The organism is Paenibacillus sp. MT124, assembly GCF_058792755.1.
The window spans coordinates 4971141-4990798 of sequence record NZ_CM179500.1 but is presented as its reverse complement, the minus strand read 5'-3'; the positions used below and the strand labels follow the sequence as shown (position 1 = coordinate 4990798).

General features: G+C 48.9%; 14 protein-coding genes. 13 read left to right on the top strand and 1 reads right to left on the bottom strand.

Going from position 1 to position 19658, the window contains the following annotated elements:
* Positions 1–540: 540 nt before the first annotated feature.
* The 12 genes from AC3RCI_RS22550 (at position 541) to AC3RCI_RS22495 (ending at position 18032) form a co-directional block, all read left to right on the top strand.
* Positions 541–2877, top strand: coding sequence for a helix-turn-helix domain-containing protein (locus tag AC3RCI_RS22550; protein WP_492526517.1), 2337 nt, complete (start codon positions 541–543; stop codon positions 2875–2877).
* Positions 2878–3161: 284 nt separating this feature from the next.
* On the top strand, positions 3162–4115 hold the full coding sequence (locus AC3RCI_RS22545; RefSeq protein ID WP_095289557.1) for an ABC transporter permease: 954 nt from the start codon (positions 3162–3164) through the stop codon (positions 4113–4115).
* A 44-nt stretch (positions 4116–4159) separates the two neighbouring features.
* Positions 4160–5032 (top strand): carbohydrate ABC transporter permease, encoded by an 873-nt coding sequence (locus AC3RCI_RS22540; RefSeq protein WP_095289558.1) that lies wholly within the window; start codon positions 4160–4162, stop codon positions 5030–5032.
* A gap of 81 nt (positions 5033–5113) precedes the next feature.
* Positions 5114–6613 carry an extracellular solute-binding protein gene (locus AC3RCI_RS22535; RefSeq protein ID WP_492526515.1) on the top strand — a complete coding sequence of 500 codons (1500 nt, stop codon included), beginning with the start codon at positions 5114–5116 and terminating at the stop codon, positions 6611–6613.
* Between the two features lie 23 nt (positions 6614–6636).
* Complete coding sequence (locus AC3RCI_RS22530) at positions 6637–7740, top strand: glycoside hydrolase family 88/105 protein (RefSeq protein WP_492526513.1); 1104 nt, start codon at positions 6637–6639, stop codon at positions 7738–7740.
* A gap of 96 nt (positions 7741–7836) precedes the next feature.
* On the top strand, positions 7837–9348 hold the full coding sequence (locus AC3RCI_RS22525) for an extracellular solute-binding protein (RefSeq protein ID WP_154896099.1): 1512 nt from the start codon (positions 7837–7839) through the stop codon (positions 9346–9348).
* 172 nt (positions 9349–9520) lie between these two features.
* Entirely contained in the window at positions 9521–11590 is a 2070-nt protein-coding gene (gene pulA / locus AC3RCI_RS22520; protein ID WP_492526511.1) for a type I pullulanase, read from the top strand.
* Positions 11591–11882: 292 nt separating this feature from the next.
* Positions 11883–14759 carry a type I pullulanase gene (gene pulA, locus AC3RCI_RS22515; protein WP_492471885.1) on the top strand — a complete coding sequence of 959 codons (2877 nt, stop codon included), beginning with the start codon at positions 11883–11885 and terminating at the stop codon, positions 14757–14759.
* 285 nt (positions 14760–15044) lie between these two features.
* Positions 15045–15680: a 50S ribosomal protein L25 gene (locus AC3RCI_RS22510; protein ID WP_492526510.1), complete on the top strand. Its 636-nt coding sequence runs from the start codon at positions 15045–15047 to the stop codon at positions 15678–15680.
* A 175-nt stretch (positions 15681–15855) separates the two neighbouring features.
* Positions 15856–16374, top strand: coding sequence for a hypothetical protein (locus AC3RCI_RS22505; RefSeq protein ID WP_492526508.1), 519 nt, complete (start codon positions 15856–15858; stop codon positions 16372–16374).
* 272 nt (positions 16375–16646) lie between these two features.
* The gene (locus AC3RCI_RS22500) at positions 16647–17612 is read left to right on the top strand and encodes a helix-turn-helix transcriptional regulator (protein WP_127538679.1); all 966 of its coding nucleotides are present in this window, start codon (positions 16647–16649) and stop codon (positions 17610–17612) included.
* Positions 17613–17669: 57 nt separating this feature from the next.
* Positions 17670–18032 carry a DNA-binding protein gene (locus AC3RCI_RS22495; protein ID WP_336780312.1) on the top strand — a complete coding sequence of 121 codons (363 nt, stop codon included), beginning with the start codon at positions 17670–17672 and terminating at the stop codon, positions 18030–18032.
* A gap of 54 nt (positions 18033–18086) precedes the next feature.
* Here the strand turns inward: AC3RCI_RS22495 and AC3RCI_RS22490 are convergent, their stop codons facing one another.
* The gene (locus AC3RCI_RS22490; RefSeq protein ID WP_336780313.1) at positions 18087–19181 is read right to left on the bottom strand and encodes a glycosyltransferase family 4 protein; all 1095 of its coding nucleotides are present in this window, start codon (positions 19179–19181) and stop codon (positions 18087–18089) included.
* Positions 19182–19339: 158 nt separating this feature from the next.
* Here AC3RCI_RS22490 and AC3RCI_RS22485 point away from each other — a divergent pair, with 158 nt between their 5' ends.
* Positions 19340–19657, top strand: a complete 318-nt coding sequence (locus AC3RCI_RS22485; RefSeq protein WP_154896105.1) for a DUF3817 domain-containing protein — start codon at positions 19340–19342, stop codon at positions 19655–19657.
* Position 19658 lies beyond the last annotated feature (1 nt).

The following is a 19658-nucleotide window of genomic DNA, read 5'->3' as shown; positions in this document are numbered from 1 at the left end:
TTTTGAATTTGTAACTTGGGTTGTAACTCAGAATCTATTCCTGAAAACGCAAAAAGGGCGGAGAATGAACAAACGTCATTCTCCGCCCTGCATGTAGGGGAAAGCAGAGTCCATAATAGGTCTATACAAAAAAATCCACGCTGAACACAGCGCGGAAATAGACCCGGACAAGTACAATCCCGGAGGCGATTTATGATATCCGCTGTTCTTAACTAAGTACAGGGTTATGGCGCATCAAGAAATACACGTATGCCATAAGGCACAAGCGCACATGAAAGGCCAAACTCCTGAATATGAAACTTGATTAGTTAAGAACGCTCACCGACATCAAAATCTCTCCTTCGAATTGAGGAATATGCCTCCACTATAAACTGGAAATGGCCCCAAAGTCAATCTTAAGAATAAATAGTGGACTTGAATAAGATTGGGTTTTAAAATAACAATAGTAAATTAATCCAATGAAAGCGATATTATACAGATGGATATGCATTCCATCAGGCATTCAAATAGGCAGATTCTATACAAAGGAGGATGCTCACATTGCCTAAATATTTGCTGCGTTTGCTCTGTTTTACCATGATTCTTGGAGCCCTTCCAGTCATCGTCATTGGTTCCGTTTCCTATTCGATCGCTTCGCGTGACATAGAACAAAAAGTACGTGAGAGCAATCTGCAGATTTTGCATCAAACCCAAATGCGGGTAGAACAGGTTTTACGCAGCCTGCAATTGTCATCCATCCAATATGTGAATTCTCCCTTGGTGCTGCAAGCCATGAAGAAGCCGCTGGACAGCTCCGAGTTTCAGGAAATACGTGATCTTACGTCTGGATTCAACAACCTGCAAGCGGTTACAAATATAGATCAGGCCTATCTGGTTAACCTGGATCAGGACTGGGTGGTCTCCATGAGGTCCTTTGGAAAGTTGGATGATTTCAGTATCCGGGACCGTATTGGCTCCTATCTCACCTATGCGAACAGTCTGTTCTGGGTGACCCAGAATAAAAATTCATCCACAGAAAGCGTACCGGCTTCAGCAGGGGTATCCGAGGGTTCACAGGAACAGATGCCCACACTCATTTCATCGGATGATGTCGTCAGCATGGTATTTAAAATTCCTATGGTACCGACGAATGTTAGTCCAAAGGGATTTCTCGTGATTGATATCGCTGATGCGGAGATTAGCACGTTTCTGAGCCAAAATCCGAACACCGGGGATATGTATGTACTGGACCGGGATCAGAACTTTTTTCTGAACGAGAATGGGCAAGAGGAGAAATATGCTGCCTTGAATGAGGAAATTCAGGCTAAGGTGGAAACGAGCAATCAGGCAGAGGGCTTCTTTAACGCTGAGGTGGAAGGAAACCCGGTGGCTGTAAGCTACAGGAAATCGCCACTTAATGGGTGGCTGTATGTATCTGTGGTATCTATTGGACAAATCACCGCCCAATCGCAGAAAATTGCAGTTGTTACCGGAGTGGCTACACTGGTCATGCTATGTGTAACCGGGTTGTTCGCGATATACGGAAGCCGGCGGATGTATTCGCCCATTTCCAGGCTGCTGCAGTTTACGAAAGGGCTGGATTCTCCGGCCTTGCAGACAGGCCGTCGTCAGGATGAATTTATTTATATTGAGGAGCGTTTATCCACACTGTTCAGCTCGGAAAAAACGCTGCGGGAGCAGATGAAGGGACAGCATGTTCATCTGGAGGAATTTTTCATGACCAAACTGCTGACCGGAAAAATCTCGGAAGAGGATTTCAGATATCAGGGCGAACGTTATGATTTCCCGTCAGACTGGTCGAGTCTTGGTGTGCTTACACTTCAGATTGATACACTCGAAGGAACAAGGTACGGAGAACAGGACAGGGATCTGCTGCTGTTTGCCGTTAACAATATGGTTGGAGAGCTTCTGCCTGCGGAATTGCGCTTCACCCCGGTTATGATAGATGATGCACAAGTGACGGTTCTAGCTTCAAAGCTGAATGATGAGCTGCAGCTCAAGGAATGGATGCACACCCAGGCGGAATGGATCAGGGAACGCGTAGTCACCTATCTCAATTTACCCGTAAGTATCGGCATAAGCCGTTCCTATTTTGCCATCGGAGATACACCTAGGGCGTATCAGGAGAGCCGTGAGGCGCTGCAGGGCAGGGTGAGCCTGGGAAGCCGTATCATTTTGCATTATGAAGATATCCAGCCGCGAGGCCAGACCGAGGCAGCCTTATATACACAGCTCAGAATGATTGAGGATCAGCTGGCCTCTGCCTTGAAACAAGGCGATGAAGAGAAAACCGATATGTATTTTTCACAGTATCTGGGGCTGCTCGCTGACAAGAAACTGCATTTTAGTGAATATCCCGTCATTATGGTTCAGCTTCTATCTCGTGTGTACCAGCTTGTGCAGGAACAGGGAGGGGATGTGGCCGAAGTGCTTGGTGAGAAGGCATCCATGGCTCAGCTGCTGAAGCTCTCCACCCTTGATGAAATGACGAACTGGTTCCGTAAACGGTTATTTGTACCCGTCATTCGTTTCTGGCGGGAGCAGGAAGAATCGCAGTATATGAACATTGCCCGGCGGATGATCCGATTAATCGAGGAACGCTATGACCGTGAACTGTCATTGGAAGCCTGTGCGGAAGAGCTGAATTTCCATCCTGTTTATTTAAGCCGGGTATTCAAGAAGGAAGCCGGCGTGAATTTCACTGAATTTCTGGCAGAGTATCGAATTGAAAAAGCCAAGACCTGGCTTCAGACCACCAACCTCAAAATATCGGAAATTGCCGAGAAACTAAATTACACCAACCCCACTGCGTTTATCCGAACGTTTCGTAAAATTACGGGAACAACTCCCGGCAAGTATCGGGAACAGCAGCGGTAAAACAAAGCCTGCTCTGCCTGCCATGGCGGGCAGGCTTTTTTATGTTTGTACACCCTGCTGGCCACGCTCCATCGTCCCGGGTTAAGACAGGATTATAGAGGTTAAAACGAGTGCATCCGCGCCTGATATTCCAACGGGGGAAGGGTCGTAAACCCTTGCCTGGCAAGGAAAAACAAGAAGCTAAAACCGGACGATAGCCAGTGATCCGTTTATCCTCCACAATGAAGGCATGAGTTCAGGAATTGAACTTTTGTAATCGTTTCCAATGTGGGGAGGAAAACACTATGAAAGCCGAAACGACGGCTCGGACACGGCCCGCTGCCCGCAGTGACAAAAACCTGCTGTGGAGGGACGTTATCAAAAACCGGTGGCTCTACATCATGTTGATACCGGGAGTGCTTTACTTTGTTATTTTCAAATATATACCCATGTATGGCATTACGATGGCTTTTCAGGATTACACACCGTACAAAGGAATTTTGGGGAGTGACTGGGTAGGACTCAAGCATTTTCAGCGTTTCTTCGGGGAACCGCAGTTCTGGACCCTGTTCCGGAACACGTTTTTGCTGGCGATCTATAATCTGGTCTTCTTCTTCCCCCTGCCCATCGTGCTGGCACTGATGCTGAACGAAGTGCGCCGTGAGCGATTCAAGCGTTTTGTACAGACGCTGGTCTATGTTCCGCACTTTGTATCATGGGTTGTGGTCGTTGGGGTGTTCTATATGCTGTTTACTACGGAGGGCGGCGCCATCAACGAATTGCTGTACAGTCTGACGGGGCAAAAGATTGCGTTCCTGCTGGAGCCAGGCTGGTTCCGTTCCATGATTGTCGGACAATCCATCTGGAAAGAGGTGGGCTGGGGCACGATTATTTTCCTCGCTGCACTTTCCGGTGTAGACACGCAGCTCTATGAAGCTGCGCGGATTGATGGAGCCAACCGCTGGCGCCAGACTTGGCATATTACGCTGCCTGCCATCCGCAGTACGATCGTGATTTTGCTCATTCTTCGTCTGGGCAACTTCCTGGATACAGGATTTGAACAGATCTTCCTGATGCTGACGCCAACCAACCGGGATGTGGGTGAGGTATTTGATACCTATGTATACACCAAAGGTCTGACGCAAGCACAGTACAGCTACAGCGCTGCTGTCGGTTTGTTCAAGTCGGTTGTTGGGCTTGCGCTTGTACTGGGTGCCAACAAGCTGGCCAAAAAATTCGGGGAGGAAGGCGTCTACTAACATGAGCAAGCAGACGTCTTCACCAGACAGGAGTGAACATTAAGATGCAACAGGATAAAACGTGGGGCAACCGAATCTTCGATATCGTCAATCATGGTTTGCTGCTGTTGATCGGAATTGTGACCGTCATTCCGTTTATCTACATTCTGGCTGTTTCGTTTACCAGCCCGCATGAGGTGGCGAAGGGAGGATTCATCCTTTTTCCCAAAGAATTCTCCCTGGCGGCCTATCGCTACATTTTCTCGACAGATACACTGATTCGCAGTCTCGGAGTCTCGATCTACATTACTGTGGTCGGTACATTGATTAACTTGTTATTCACGTCACTGATGGCGTATCCGCTATCCAGAAGATATCTGCGAGGACGGCAGCCGATTCTGCTAGGCGTACTGTTCACCATGCTGTTCAGCGGAGGCATGATTCCCACCTATTTCGTGGTTAAATCGCTGCATCTGACCGATACGTTATGGTCCCTGATGCTGCCTACCGCCATCAGTGCATTCAACCTGATCGTACTCAAGAACTTTTTCCAGGCCATTCCGGATGAACTGGAGGATGCTGCCAAAATCGACGGCTGTAATGATGTCGGCGTTCTGTTCCGTATTGTACTGCCTTTGTCGATGCCGGCGATGGCCACGTTCTCCCTGTTCTATGCAGTCGCTCACTGGAACAGCTTCTTCAACGCCGTCATCTACATCAATGACAGCGAGAAGTGGCCGGTTCAAGTATGGCTTCGTGAGATTGTCATTCTGGCTCAGAGCCGGATTGGTGACACGAGTATTGAGGAGACGGAGATTCAGCCGCTGACCATTCGCATGGCTGTCATTGTATTCTCAACGATTCCGATCATGCTTGTGTACCCATTCCTGCAAAAGCATTTTGCCAAGGGAGTGATGCTGGGGTCTGTGAAAGGTTGAGATTGGTGATTGAATGGATGGTTGCAATGCAATTTGCAGCATGCGGAATCAGCAATGTATACAAGGGGAGGTTTTCATTTGATGAGAGGAACAAAAAAGAAAGCTCTGGCTGTTCTGAGCACACTTGCACTGGTAACAGGGTTGCTGGCTGGATGCGGATCGGATGAGGGTCAGGCTGCCGAAGGCGGCGTACAGAACATCTCTATTGCGATTGCACAGGTAGGTGATGTGCCGGGTAAAGGAAATGAGGTCCAGCAAAAAATCGAAGCCTTTACCAATACCAAGCTGGATATTCAGTGGATTCCCGCTTCGGCGTACAATGACAAAATTAATGTCATGATCGCTTCCAGCGATATGCCGAAGATCGTCAAAGTGCAGTACAACCCGACAGTAACAAGTGCCATGCGTAACGATGTGTTTTGGGAGATCGGGCCCCTGCTCAAGGATTATAAAAATCTGTCCGCCCAGAACGAGCGCTTCTTCAACAACATCAAGGTAGACGGAAAAGTCTATGGTGTGCCGGTGTTCTCTGATATTGCACGGGCGACGGTCATTTATCGCAAAGACTGGTTCGATAAGCTGAATCTCAAGGTACCGACCACGCCGGATGAATGGTATGAAACAATCAAAACCCTGGCAACTTCCGATCCGGATGGAGATGGGCAGGATAACACGTTCGGTCTGATGCTGTTCAAAAAATATAATGAAGATCAATATTCCTTCACAACGCGTCTTGGCGTAAGCTTCGGTGCACCGAACAAGTGGAAGGTTGAGGATGATGGCGGCTTCACACCGGAGTTCATGACGCCGGAATACATGCAGGTGCTGGATCTGCTGAAACGCTTGTATGATGAGAAGCTGCTGAATCAGGACTTTGCCGTGTTTGATTCCACGGAAGCGGAGAAAAAGTACGACTCCGGCGTTGTCGGCATGCGTGTCGGCGTGGCGCAGAACGGTAAGAGTCAGCAGGAGCGTCTCTCCAAGAATGACCCGGATGGAGTTGTGGACATTGCAGGTTTGCTTGGTGCCAACGGCGACCGTGTTGCGGGCCAGACAGGCAACTCCGGCATATTGGCCTTTCCTAAAGCAACCGTGAAATCCGAAGAGGAGCTGAAAAGCCTGCTGAGCTTTTTGGATAAGTTGATGGAACCGGAGATGGCAACACTGCTCATGCGTGGAATAGAAGACAAACATTACACCAAAGTGGGCGAGGATGAAGTGGAAATGAGCGATTTCGATGCGTTCCAGCGTGAGGTGAAGCCATATCGTGACAATCTGCCATACGTTGAAGGTTACAATGTGCCGAAATTGAAGGATACCGAGCTTGGTGTAAAAGGAACCGAGCTTGCCAAAGAGCTGGCCGAACATGCCGTTCCAAACCCTGCGCTTACGTTATACTCGCCGACCTATGGTGATCGCGGGGCTGATCTGGATCAGATGATTGCCGATGCGCAAACCAAATACATCATGGGCAAGATTGATGAAAATGGCTGGAAACAGGAGATTGAGAACTGGGCTAATGCGGGCGGAACGAAGATTCGCGAGGAATACGCAGAAGATTACAAAAAACAGGCTCAATAAGCGAGCGGATGCGGAGGGTATCGATGAAGGAAACCTTGCAGTTCACACCGGTACGAATGGCCGATCAATTCATGGAAAGTTACCGCAATCATCAGCTGTACCCCGCCTGGCACTATGAGAACGGCTGCCTGCTGAAGGCGCTGGAAGAACTGTATCATCGTACGGGGGAAGCCAAGTATTACGACTACATCCGGGAGCTGATGGATCACTTTATTCAGGAGGACGGCACGATACGCTCGTATAACGTTGAGGAGTACAATCTGGACCAGATTAATCAGGGGAAATCCTTATTTTTCCTAATGGACCAAACAGGTGAAGCGAAATATCGCAAGGCAGCAGACCTGCTCATGGTTCAGCTCAAAGGGCAGCCACGCACGAGTGAAGGTGGTTTCTGGCACAAGAAGATCTATCCTTTTCAGATGTGGCTGGATGGGTTGTATATGGCGACTCCGTTTCTCACGCAGTATGGGGCAGTAATGGGTGAAGAAAAGTGGTTTGACCGGGCGGCTCTGCAGCTGCTGCTGGTGGAGAAGCATACCCGTGATCCGCGCAGCGGTTTGCTGTATCATGCCTGGGATGAAAGCAGGGAGCAGCGCTGGAGTTCGGGCGAAACCGGCTGTTCTCCCCATGTCTGGAGCCGGGCCATGGGTTGGTACGTGATGGCTGTGGTCGATACACTGGATCATCTGCCTGTAGATCATGAACAGCGCGGCCAGATTGTCGGCATATTCGAACGTGTGGCAAATGCACTTGTGCATGTACAGGATCAACAGACAGGGCTCTGGCCTCATCTGCTGGATCAGCCGGGACGTGAGCGCAATTATCTGGAAGCGTCGGGTACATCCATGTTTGTATATGCACTGGCCAAAGGTGTGCGTAAAGGTTACCTGAGCGGCAAGTTCAAGGATATCGCAGATAAAGGATACCAGGGTCTGCTGCAGCACTTGCTGCAAACGGACCGTGAAGGTGTACTGTCACTGACCCAGTGCAATGGTGGTGCAGGTCTTGGGGGAAGTCCGTATCGTGATGGGTCGTACGAATATTATGTAACCGAGTCGATCCGAATCAATGATCCAAAATCGGTTGCCCCGTTTATTCTGGCAGGTGTGGAGATGGAGCTGGCTTAACGCTGGTTCTTTTCTTCAGACAGAATTATGATAGCGCCTTCATTCAGGCGAGCCTATTGCTGGTAATAACGATAATACAAAAGGGAGAGATGGTTCATGAGTGCAAAAGGTCGGGTGTCCCGTATAGGCGGATTTGTTGTCATTGGTGCAATGTCTGCCGGACTGCTTGCAGGCTGTGGAGGAGAAAAGGCTCCAGCCGCCGGGGAAGGCAAGTTTCCCATTTCCATCTCGTTGATGCAGGTAGGCGATGTGCCCGCGAAGGAAAATGGGGTGGAGCAAAAGATTGAGCAGTATACGAATACGGATGTCAATGTTCAGTGGATTCCGCAGTCGGCTTTTGATGACAAGGTGAACGTCATGGTTGCTTCCGGAGAGATGCCGACCATTATGCGTGTAAACTACGTGCCGACCACGTTCAATGCAGCCAAAACGGGACTGTTCTGGGAGCTGGGGCCCTACCTGAAGGATTATAAAAATCTGTCTGCCCAATCCGAGGCCTATTTTAATAATATCAAGATTGAGGGCAAAATTTACGGCATTCCGAACTTCCGCGATATCGGACGAACGGCCATTGTATACCGCAAGGATTGGTTTGACAAGTTGAAGCTGGATGTGCCGAAGACGCTGGATGACTGGTATGAAGTGATGCGTTCCATGCGCAAGGATGATCCCGACGGGAATGGCAAGGAAGATACGTATGGTGCGCTGCTCTTCAAGAAGTATAACGAAGGCGTGTCTTCTCCGCTGACCCGGATTGCCGTGAGTATTGGGGGTGTGAACAAGTGGGGGGTGGATGATGCGGGTAAACTGACTCCGGAATTCCTGACCACTGAATATGTGGACACCATGAAGCTGTTCAAGCGACTGTTCAGTGAAGGTCTGATCAACAGTGATTTCCCTGCGCTCGATCCTTCCGATGCGGATAAAAAAATGGACTCTGGCCTGGTCGGGATGAAGCTGAACGGCGTGGCCCAGAACGGCAAGTCATCCCAGCAGCGGCTGACGCCTAACGCTCCGGATGGGGTGATCGATGTAGCTCCGTTCCAGGGAACAGATGGTATACGCATCGCAGGGGAACCGGGGAACTATGGCATGCTGGTGATCCCGAAGGCTGCCGTCCCGGATGAGGAGCAACTGAAAAAAGTGCTCACCTTCCTCGATCAGCTGATGGATGAGGAGCTGAGTACGCTGCAGCTTCGCGGGCTGCTCGATGTGCACTACACCAAGACAGCGGACGGTAAAACCGAACTCAAGGACTTTGATGCTTATCAACGCGAAGTGAAGCCGTACCGTGACAATTTGTTAAGTGTTGAAGGATACAACGTGGCTGAATTGGTTGATGTTCCGATTGGCATGAAGGGCACCAAGATGGCTCGCGAGAATGAGCAGTATGCCATTCCGAATCCTGCGCTGACACTGTCATCGGCCATCTACACCGAGCGGGGTCAGGAACTGGATCAGATGATCTGGGATGCACAGACCAAGTACATTATGGGCAAGATGGACGATGCAGGCTGGGAGCAGGAAGTGGCTAACTGGCGAAAAGCCGGGGGAGATCAGCTGATCTCTGAACTGGAGGCATCCTATGCCGAACTGAACGGGAAATAAAGCAAAGCGCAGAGTATACGTGTGCCCGAAGGAAGCTGTGTTTTACGTGAACGAACGTGAAGCATGGCTTCTTTTTCTTTCACAGGATTATGGTTGGGCAGCAGAAAGGGTATAAAAAGAAAGGAGCATTCTTTTCACATCCATTTATACTCACCGAGAGGGGAAAGACATCATGATTGAAGAACATGATAAGCAAGAAATAATTGCAAATGATACATACGAAGGAAAAGATCTGGGGATTACGATAGGCCCTCAATCCTGCCAATTCAAAGTTTGGTCACCAGATGCCGTTCAGATGGACGTGCTGCTCTACCCGGCATCCACTACCGAGCTTCCAGGAGGACAGGGAGGAACCGGGGAACAACGTGCCGAGCCAAAGGAATTCCTAATGGAAAGACAGCAGCACGGCATCTGGTTGTTGAAGCTGGATGGAGAATGGAATGGTTATCGATATATGTACCGGGCCACCTTCAAGGGAGGACGACAGGAGATAGCGGTGGATCCTTATGCAAGGGCAGTTACCATGAATGGTGAAATGGGAGTTATTATCAGGCTGGAAGAGACAGATCCCCAAGGATGGAGCCAGGATGTTCGTCCAGAGCTGAAGAGTCCAGTGGATGCCGTATTGTACGAGCTGCATGTGCGGGATTTTTCAATTCACCCTTCATCAGGCATGGTGAACAAAGGCAAGTATCTGGCTTTTACGGAAACTGGACTGTGCGATTCCGAAGGCAATACACTGGGGATTGATCATTTGGCCGAGCTTGGGATTACCCATGTGCACCTGCTGCCCGTGTTTGATTTTGCCACCGTGGACGAATCCAAGGCTGGAGACAGTGCTTATGGTGATTCCGAGGATTCCAGCTATAATTGGGGGTATGATCCGCTGCATTACAACGTTCCCGAAGGCTCTTATGCGACACGTGCAGATGAGCCTGGTACACGCATCCGCGAGCTCAAGGCTTTGGTGCTGGCACTTCATCAGAGAGGGATTGGAGTGATTATGGATGTGGTGTATAACCACACGTTTAATACGAAAGGCAGTTCGTTTGAGAAGCTGGTACCGGGGTATTACTATCGTCAGAATGAGGATGGCACATACAGCAACGGATCCGGGACTGGGAATGAGGTAGCCACAGAACGCCCCATGGTACGCAAGTTTATCCTGGAATCGGTGCGTTACTGGGCAGAGGAATACCATATTGACGGGTTCCGGTTTGACCTGATGGGGTTGATTGATACGGCAACCATGAGGGAACTTGCCGAGGAACTGCATGAACATGTATCTCCATCCATCCTACTGTACGGTGAGCCATGGGCGGCAATGGACTCCCCACTAGGGGAGCGAATGACCCTCAAAGGAGATCAGAAAAGAGACGGACTAGCCGTATTCAACGATAATTATCGTGGAGCGATCAAAGGGGACAGTGATGGAGCAGAGAAAGGATTCGCGACAGGTGCGGAGGGAAAGGAAGAGGATATCTGGACGGGTGTAAGGGGAGCGATTACCGATTTTACGGCCAGTCCATCCGAGACGGTGAATTACGTAACAGTTCACGATAATCTGAATCTGTGGGACAAGGTTGTGCATACACAAGGACTGGAAGATCAGCTTGGGTTTATCTCCTATGATGATAAGGGACACATTCGAGGATATGACAGTGTGGAGCAGGCAGTACAGCATGCGAATCCGTATATGCAGATTGATCCGAATCATGTGCTGGAGAATGAAACGGTTCGGCGCTGCTTGCTTGCGAATGGCATTGTGTTCACATCCCAAGGAATTCCCCTGCTTGCGGCGGGAGATGAGTTTTTGCGCAGTAAATATGGCGATGCCAACAGTCACGAGAGTGGTGATGCCGTCAATGCGATTCGTTGGGAACAAAAGCAGCGGTTCAAGCCGGTATTCGATTACTACCGCGGACTAATTCGTCTTCGCCTTGAACATGCAGCCTTCCGGTTGAGAACTCGGAACGACATTGATCAACATGTAACCCTGTTAAAAAAAGATAAAAGCCTGCTTGCGTATGAGCTATCAGGCACGGCTGCCGGCGATTCCTGGGATCGAATTATCGTGATCTACAACGCGGCAAAGGAAAGCCGAATCCTCCCTATTCCTTCCGGAATGTGGAATATTGTTGTAGAGCAGGGACAAGCAGGTCTTGAACCACTGCGTACCATCAACGATGGGCGGGTCAGTGTACCGGCGATATCCCTGATGGTCATGTATGCCAATAATTAAATTTTTTGCGTACTGTAATAAAGTACCCTTTTCCGCTACGGAGAGAAGGGTGCTTTATTTTGTTTTTTTGATCAGACAGGTACAAATGCTGTCAATCTGCGGCGCTTGTTTACATATGCTGTATTTTGAAAGCGATTGCTGCAAGGGTTAGACCAATATTCAGCGAGTGACTTCATGAAAGCCTCTGTTCAACCGATATGTTGAGTACAGACAACCCCGGGTTGACAAATGACGTCCCGCTCCGTACCATCGGGACAACACGAAATCAATGGATATAAAGGCGGTGGGAACGATGCCGGAATGGACATCTTTTCGTTACGAAGGCAACGATCTTGGCTTAACATATACTCGTGCTTCCAGTACATTCAAGCTGTGGGCTCCAACGGCCCAGCAGGTTTCTATATTGGTTTTTGAAAATGAGGGCAGCTACAATGCAAGTGGATGGGTAACAGAACATGATGGCGGGCAGGCAAGTGACATGACTCGTGATGAAGATGGCATATGGAGCGTGAAGCTGGCAGGCGATTGGGCAGGATTTTATTACATGTATCGCATTACACACGATGATCAACGCACAGAAGTAGTGGTAGATCCTTATGCCCGCGCAGTGTCGCCCAATGGGCAGCGGACGGCCATTATTGATCTCGATACAACGCATCCACCGGATTGGGAGCTGGACGTGAAGCCTGTTTTTCAGCGGCCGGTGGACGCCGTCATTTATGAATTGCATGTGCGTGATTTCTCCTCCGATCCCCATGCCGATATTCCGTATAAAGGGAAATTTCTAGCCTTCACGGCTTCCGGACTGACCGACAGGGCAGGTCATCGTATCGGTGTGGATCATCTTGCCGAACTCGGGGTTACCCATGTGCATCTTCTGCCTGTGGCGGATTATCAGACGGTGAATGAACTGGAATCGGCTGAAGAAGGCATAACGTTCAGAGCACCTTATAATTGGGGTTATGATCCACAGCATTATAACGTCCCGGAGGGCTCCTATGCTACGGATCCTCGGGATCCTGCCGTGCGAATTCGTGAGTTCAAAGCCTTGGTGCAGTCTCTGCACCGCCAGGGTATACGTGTTGTGCTTGATGTGGTCTACAATCATACGTATGGTGTGGACGAAGGTCCATTTGAACGGATTGTACCCGGTTATTTTTACCGCTATCGGGCAGACGGTACACTGAGTAATGGATCGGGTGTAGGTAATGAACTGGCTACAGAGCGCCCAATGGTGCGAAAATATATTCTAGACTCTCTCCTGTACTGGGCTGAGGAATATCATGTGGATGGTTTCCGTTTCGATCTCATGGGCCTGATTGACACCGATACAATGAACGAATTGACCCGTGAACTGCGTGAGCAGATTGATCCAGCCATGCTAATTTACGGGGAGCCGTGGACAGGTGGAGATTCACCACTGGATCGCAAAACCCTGAAAGGTACCCAGCGGGGTCAGGGATTTGCCGTATTCAATGATCATTTTCGCAGTGCGATCAAAGGGGACAGTGATGGCAGCGGGAAAGGGTATGTAACCGGAGCAGATGGCCTCGAGCATGAGCTGCTTAAGGGGATTTCCGGAGCTATCGATGACTTTACATCGTCACCTGTGGAGACCGTCAATTATGTCACGGCCCATGACAACCTGAACCTGTGGGACAAAATCGCAACCACGATGAATCTCAGACATGAATTGGGTTTTCCAGCATGGAGAGACGGGCAACCGGTGGGGGGAGGTAGTGCAGAATCGGCGGTAAAGGCAGCAGATCCCTATCGGTATGTGGATGCTGATGATGTGCTTAACCATGAGATGGTTCGCCGCTCGCTGCTAGCCTCTGGAATATTGCTAACCTCTCAGGGGATACCTTTTCTGCATGCAGGGGATGAGATCCTGAGATCAAAAGCGGGAGATCACAACAGTTACCGCAGCGGCGATGCGGTTAACGCCATTCCGTGGGCGAACAAATCCCGTTTCAGACCTGTCTTTGACTATTACCGGGGTTTAATACATCTACGCCGTACTCATCCTGCCTTTCGCATGATCAGCGCAGACCAGATCCGGAATCACCTTCGCATTCTACGTGCTGACGGTAATGTCGTCCTATTCATGCTGCAGGATGGGGCCAATCAGGACACCTGGAATCGAATTATTGTGGCCTATAATGCAACAGCGTACCAGCAGCAGATCCATTTGCCGGAAGGTGACTGGCATGTGGTCGTTAACGATCATCAGGCAGGTACAGACTCGATTGGGACGGTTAGCGGCATTGCTCCTATAGAGCGCTGGTCGTTAATGGTACTGTATGATATCGAACATGTTGGCGGAACGGAACCGGCTACAATTGAGATTAATGCTCCACGTCAGGTGTATAGTCCAGGTGAGACAGCGGGGCTGCGGGCGATTGTGCGTGACCGCCTCGGTAATGTAGTAGAGAATTGCAAAGTCCTGTGGCGTTCTTCGGAGCCGCAGCTGATTCAGATCGATCCGGATGGTACGATTCATGCGAAAGAGAAAGGTGAAGCAGCGATAACGGTTGAATGTGGTCATATCTTTGCTACAAGCCTCTTGCAGGTGGATCATCGCCATGCTGAACGAATTGAGCTTGTCGGTGAAACCGTTCTGTATACGACACGAATCAGTCGCTTCCGTGCATTGGTGCTGGATCAATTTGGGCAGCCGCTTCAAGGGACCGGCATACGCTGGCATTCGTCGAATTCGGATATTGCAACGGTCAGTACAGCTGGAATCGTTCGTGCCTTATCCCCAGGGACAGCGCAAATTACAGCCATGGCTGGCAGCATACAGTCTACGGCGACAATCAAAGTCCACAAGCACGTCTCTCGTCTCGTTACGCTTCGTTATGAACGGGAGGATCAACAGTACGAGGGATGGGATGTTTGGGTATGGGGCACAGGAATGGCAGATGGAGCGGTACCCCTTGAACGGGTGGGGAATGCCGCAGAGGCCCGTATTCGTGTAGCTCCAGGCCTGCATCATCTGGGGCTGATTATTCGGCTGAATGAGTGGCAGGCCAAGGATACCTGTGGAGACCGATATGTAGATATTGTGCCAGAAGACGGGAATGTGCAGATTGTTGTGCAGAGCGGTACAGACCAAATGCAGGTTATACGCGAGAGTGATGAAGAGGATAACCGTACCAGTGCTTGAATCCTTTTGTTAGATGCGTATAGTAGCAGTAGATAAACCTAGAAGCAGCAGGCAGTCGGAGGGTATTTCCGGCTGTCTTTTTTTGGTACGCAGAGATTGGATTTTGGTGTGAAAAGGGGATGAATTGTACAAGCCAATGTTTGAGAAGCCCGTTCATTGGGGTATATATAGATATGGCCCGAGATTTGGCCACAGAAAAAGAAGACCCATTTGGTCTATGAGAGAAGCCGAATGCTTCCCAACACCAATACAAAGTAGGGATCCCTTGAAGGAGGATGTTCAATCATGAAATCCAACGGAAAAATGGCTCAACTTACTGCAACTCCACGAACTGAAAAGAAAGGTGCGGCATTGCGCCTGTTAAGACAAGGCGGACGTGTTCCGGCTGTCGTTTATGGTCCTGAGTTCGAAGGGGCCTCCATACATGTGGATGAAAAAGAAATGCTCAAGGTCGCTCGTACAGGTCGTTCCGAGATGTTCAACCTCAATCTGGAGGGTGGCAAAACCGTTCCTGTGCTGATTAAGGATCAGCAGGAGCGCAATGGACGTCTGCTGCACGTGGACTTCTTGCAAATATCCAAAAATAAACCGATCAGCGTAAGTGTGCCGATTGATTTCCAAGGTACGGCTGCTGGCTCCAAAGCCGGTGGTGTGTTCCAAACGCAGGAAACCGAATTGGAAGTGGAAGGACTTCCAGCCGACCTGCCGACTTCCATTGAGGTGGATGTCAGCGGGCTGGACATTGGTGATCGCCTGACAGCTGAAGATGTTAAACTGGATAAGGGCTTGACACTTATTACGTCACCCGATTCCATTATCGCATCCGTTATGGCACCACAAGCAGCTGAGGAAGAGCCAACAGCTTCTGCTGATGAGGCAGAACCTGTGGCTGCAGAGGAAGAGAAGGCAGCAGACGAATAATAGGGGCGTGGGAGTTCTGCTCCCCTACCCCAGACGAGGCCCGGTCATCATGACCGGGCTTTTTTTGCGATCGTAGAGATGGTTATAATAGATACAAGGATACACCGATCCGAAGCGGATCAAGGTCATATTTGCAAACAGGTCAGTATAAGTTCTTAGGAAAGTAGGCAATTTCATGTTTGATCCAACTGTGTACGACAATCTCAAGGTCGGTTTTGAGAACTATCTGTATGATCTCGACAATCTCGATGAGATCATTCACATATCCAACCGGAAAGACATTCTGGAGATGGCGAGTATGTCCAGAGAGTTTGTGCTGCAGTTCGTTCTAAGGGAGCATTCTGAGGTCAAAGTGGAGATTATACTCCGAAGCTCTCTGGAAGCGCTGGCGGCCGAAATATTGGAGTCACCCGGCAGCCAGCCTGGATGTCGGCTTGAACTTCGATTTAGCCAGGAGATTCCTGAGCCAGACAGGCTATGTCCCTCAATTCGCTCCATCATACAAGTGAGCTGGCCAGATCAGCGCTTGGTACAGAACATTCATTTTGTGTATGGAGAGGAACCCATCAGGTATAACATTTCAAGTCATGTGTATTTTGATCGAAATGTGAATGAAGACCAAATGGAAGATATTCCGGAATTGTGTGAACATTTGGTGAACGTGTTGAAAAAATTAGTACAGCTGCATAATTAATCATCCGTAAAGCTCTGTCTCTTCCCACGAGACGGGGCTTTTTTGTCATTTTATTAGAATTGTTAAATAGGCTTATAGACTTAGGTATAAGGACTTGTATCTAATATTTTGCGCAATATAGTCAGAAAATGTATATTAATAAATGAGAAAAAGTGCAATAGAACTATACATAATTAGTGAATTTGCGAAATAATGAATGGGACTAAAGATTTATAGATGTACTAAAGGAACTAGTTTTCCTTGCCGATAAAATATCGAAGGGGAGAAACTACATGACAGAGAAATTAATTCGTCTGCTGCGTATACTTCAGGCTATACAAGCGTATCCCGGAATCTCAGCCAAGGAATTGGCTGCGAAATGTGATACAACTGTGCGCACGATCTATCGCGATCTCCGGATTTTGGACAGGGTTGCCCCTATCATGAACGAAGGCTATGGCAAGGGTTATCGGTTTATTGGGAATTTCGCCTTGTATCCACTCGATTTTACGGAGCAGGAGGCTATGGTCTTCTCCATGCTTCCGTCTGTCCTGGATACTTCCCAATTGCCGGCTGAATTCGATGCGGCTTTTGACAAAGTGATGTCAGTCCATACCAAGCTAAAATCAAGAAACAGTGATATCGTGGAGAACATTGCAGGTATCATACGCATGGGAACGCCTGCATACCGGGAGGAAGGAAAAGACCCCAATCTGCTTATCCCGATTATTGAAGCTATTCTTAATCAGGAAACCATACGTACCCGGTATCGTACACTGACCAATAATGATATTACGGTCCGTGACATTGATCCCTACTATCTTATTCCACGTGATCAGCGCTTTTATCTCGTCGGGTATTGCCATCTGGTGCAGAAGGTGCGATTGTTTCGCATGAGCCGTTTTCTGGACGTGAATCAGACAGGTACCCACTTTGACAAAGCGGATTTCAACATAGCGCAGTATATGAAAAATACGTGGTCTGTTGATCGAGGGGACGAACATATTCATTTCAAGGTGAGATTTACTGAAAAAATGGCACCTTACATAAAAGAAGAAGAAATGTTTGTTCGTCCGCGTATGACGGATCTGCCAGATGGTGGATTGTTATTCGAAGTCACACTAAACAGCAGTCGTGAGTTCCTGATGTGGTTATATCAATTTGGCCCTCAAGCGGAGGTTCTTGAGCCCCGAGAATTTCGAACAGAGATTCGCAAACAGCTGACTCATTGGTTGAAGCACTATGAGGGAGATGAATAATTTGATTGGTTATTATAACTTGAAACTTGGAATGAAGGAAAAGGAGAAGAACATGTTATGAGCAGCAACTTATTTGCAGCCATGGATCGAATGGAGCATTATCATGGTATCCAGGCATTAAATGTAGATGATACCGTATTTTTGGTTAAGGATCCTAATAATCGTACAGATCATCAGGCGATCAAGGTTGTTATTCCACCAATAGGTACCGTGGGATATATCGTGAACGACCCAGTCTTTGTTCCTCACGGTTGCTGGGCAGGCTCTGGATTTTATGATGTCTTTCACCAGCAGACCTGTGCGAAGGTCCGGTTTGCCATGAAAGATATGATTATTGTTGAGCTCATTGAAATGGTACATGTCCCCATCCCCCAAATGGAGTCATGGATCACAAGCTGGCAGTCACGGGAAAAAGCTTAATCCGTCCCTCGCAGCAATGGGGGCAGCTTTGTTATGACTTCTGTTCAATTTAGCTCATTGGCGGATAAGTCTTGTATAAGCTGCTTCGAGATGCATGGCCGTTCGGGCCCAGCCAAACTGGTTCACGGCAATTGCTCGCCCAGCCTTGCCAAGAGATTCGGCTAGCTTTGGATCCCGGGCAAGCTTCAGAAGGCAAGCAGCAAATGGCTGAGGTTTGTCATATGGAGAAACCAGATAACCGCTGCTGCCGGACTCAATAATTTCTCGAATGCCACCATTGTCTGAAGCGATCACAGGCAGACCGGAAGCCATGGCTTCAACGTTAACTAACCCGAAGGCTTCGTGCATTTGAGACGGGCAGACCAGGCAGTCAGCGGCCCGGTACAAATGGTGTATCTGTTCATGGGCAATCTGTCCGAGAAAAGATGAACGAATCCCGAGTTTTCGGGCTAGCAGACGCAGCTTGCGCACATAGACCTGCGGCCCCTTGCCTGCAATGATCAGCTGTACATCAACCTTCTGCTGCACAAGTGCTACTGCGCGAATCAGAATGTCCACACCTTTGCCTGGAATCAGTCTGCCGACATACAGCACAGAAAAGGGTTGTGAACGCTCTGACGGCGTGGAGTTTGTTCCGCCGTTTAGCGCTGGAACGAAGCGGGTCAGATCGGCACCCAGAGGGATAACATTCATCAGATGTTTCACCGAAGGGAACCTGCGTCCTAATCTGTCTCTGAGGGACAAACTGTTGACAGCGATGCAGTCGGCTTGTCGTAACAACGCTAATCTTGATGGTCCAGGCTGAGCGAAGGTCAGGGAGTGAAGGAACAGGATTGCAGGGGTGTCAGGCAGGCTTCGTTTGATTCGGGCCAAGCAGCGTGGCCTATTATCCACCTGGATCAGATCAAATGAACTGTCCTTTAACAGCCGGATAACGGCCTGAATATATCGATCAGGACTACTGGAAGGAACACGGCGGATCGTAATGCCTTCAAGCTGCTCTTTGGCTGGAAGACCAGGCATTTCGCGGCTAATAATTGTCACTTCATGACGCAGTGCAAGTTCGCGAGCGATACCCAGAATGCTTATTTCAACTGAACCGTTTCCAGGCACAGGTAGTTTCTCCGGTGCGACCATTGCTATTTTCATTGGGTGGCTCCTCCTTGTCCCATACGCGTATCGAATCTTCGTCACATCTTATGCTTTTACGAAGCGTTTGGCGCCTCGGCAGTACCGAAGAAATAGGTACTTGTGATATAATGAACAGGTTGCAGATTACTCTTTAGGTGGATAGAAACAGGAGGAACATGATGTTACATTCAACACTGGGCCGCTTCCGATTACTGCTGTGGCTGCAGGGACTTTCATATGTATTATTGCTGTTTGTTGCATTCCCCTTGAAAAATGCAGGGATTTTGCCTCAATCGGTTACATGGTTTGGTAATTTGTACGGTTTTCTGTTTTTGATGTATATGTTGTTTATGGTTAGTCTGTATACGACGCAAAAGTGGCGTTTACGCCGTCCGATCGCTTTATTTTTCATATCGTTTATCCCTCTGGGCAATTTCATTTATGACTTTTTTGTTTTTCGCAAAATGGATCAGGGTCAACGTATTGTTAAATAAA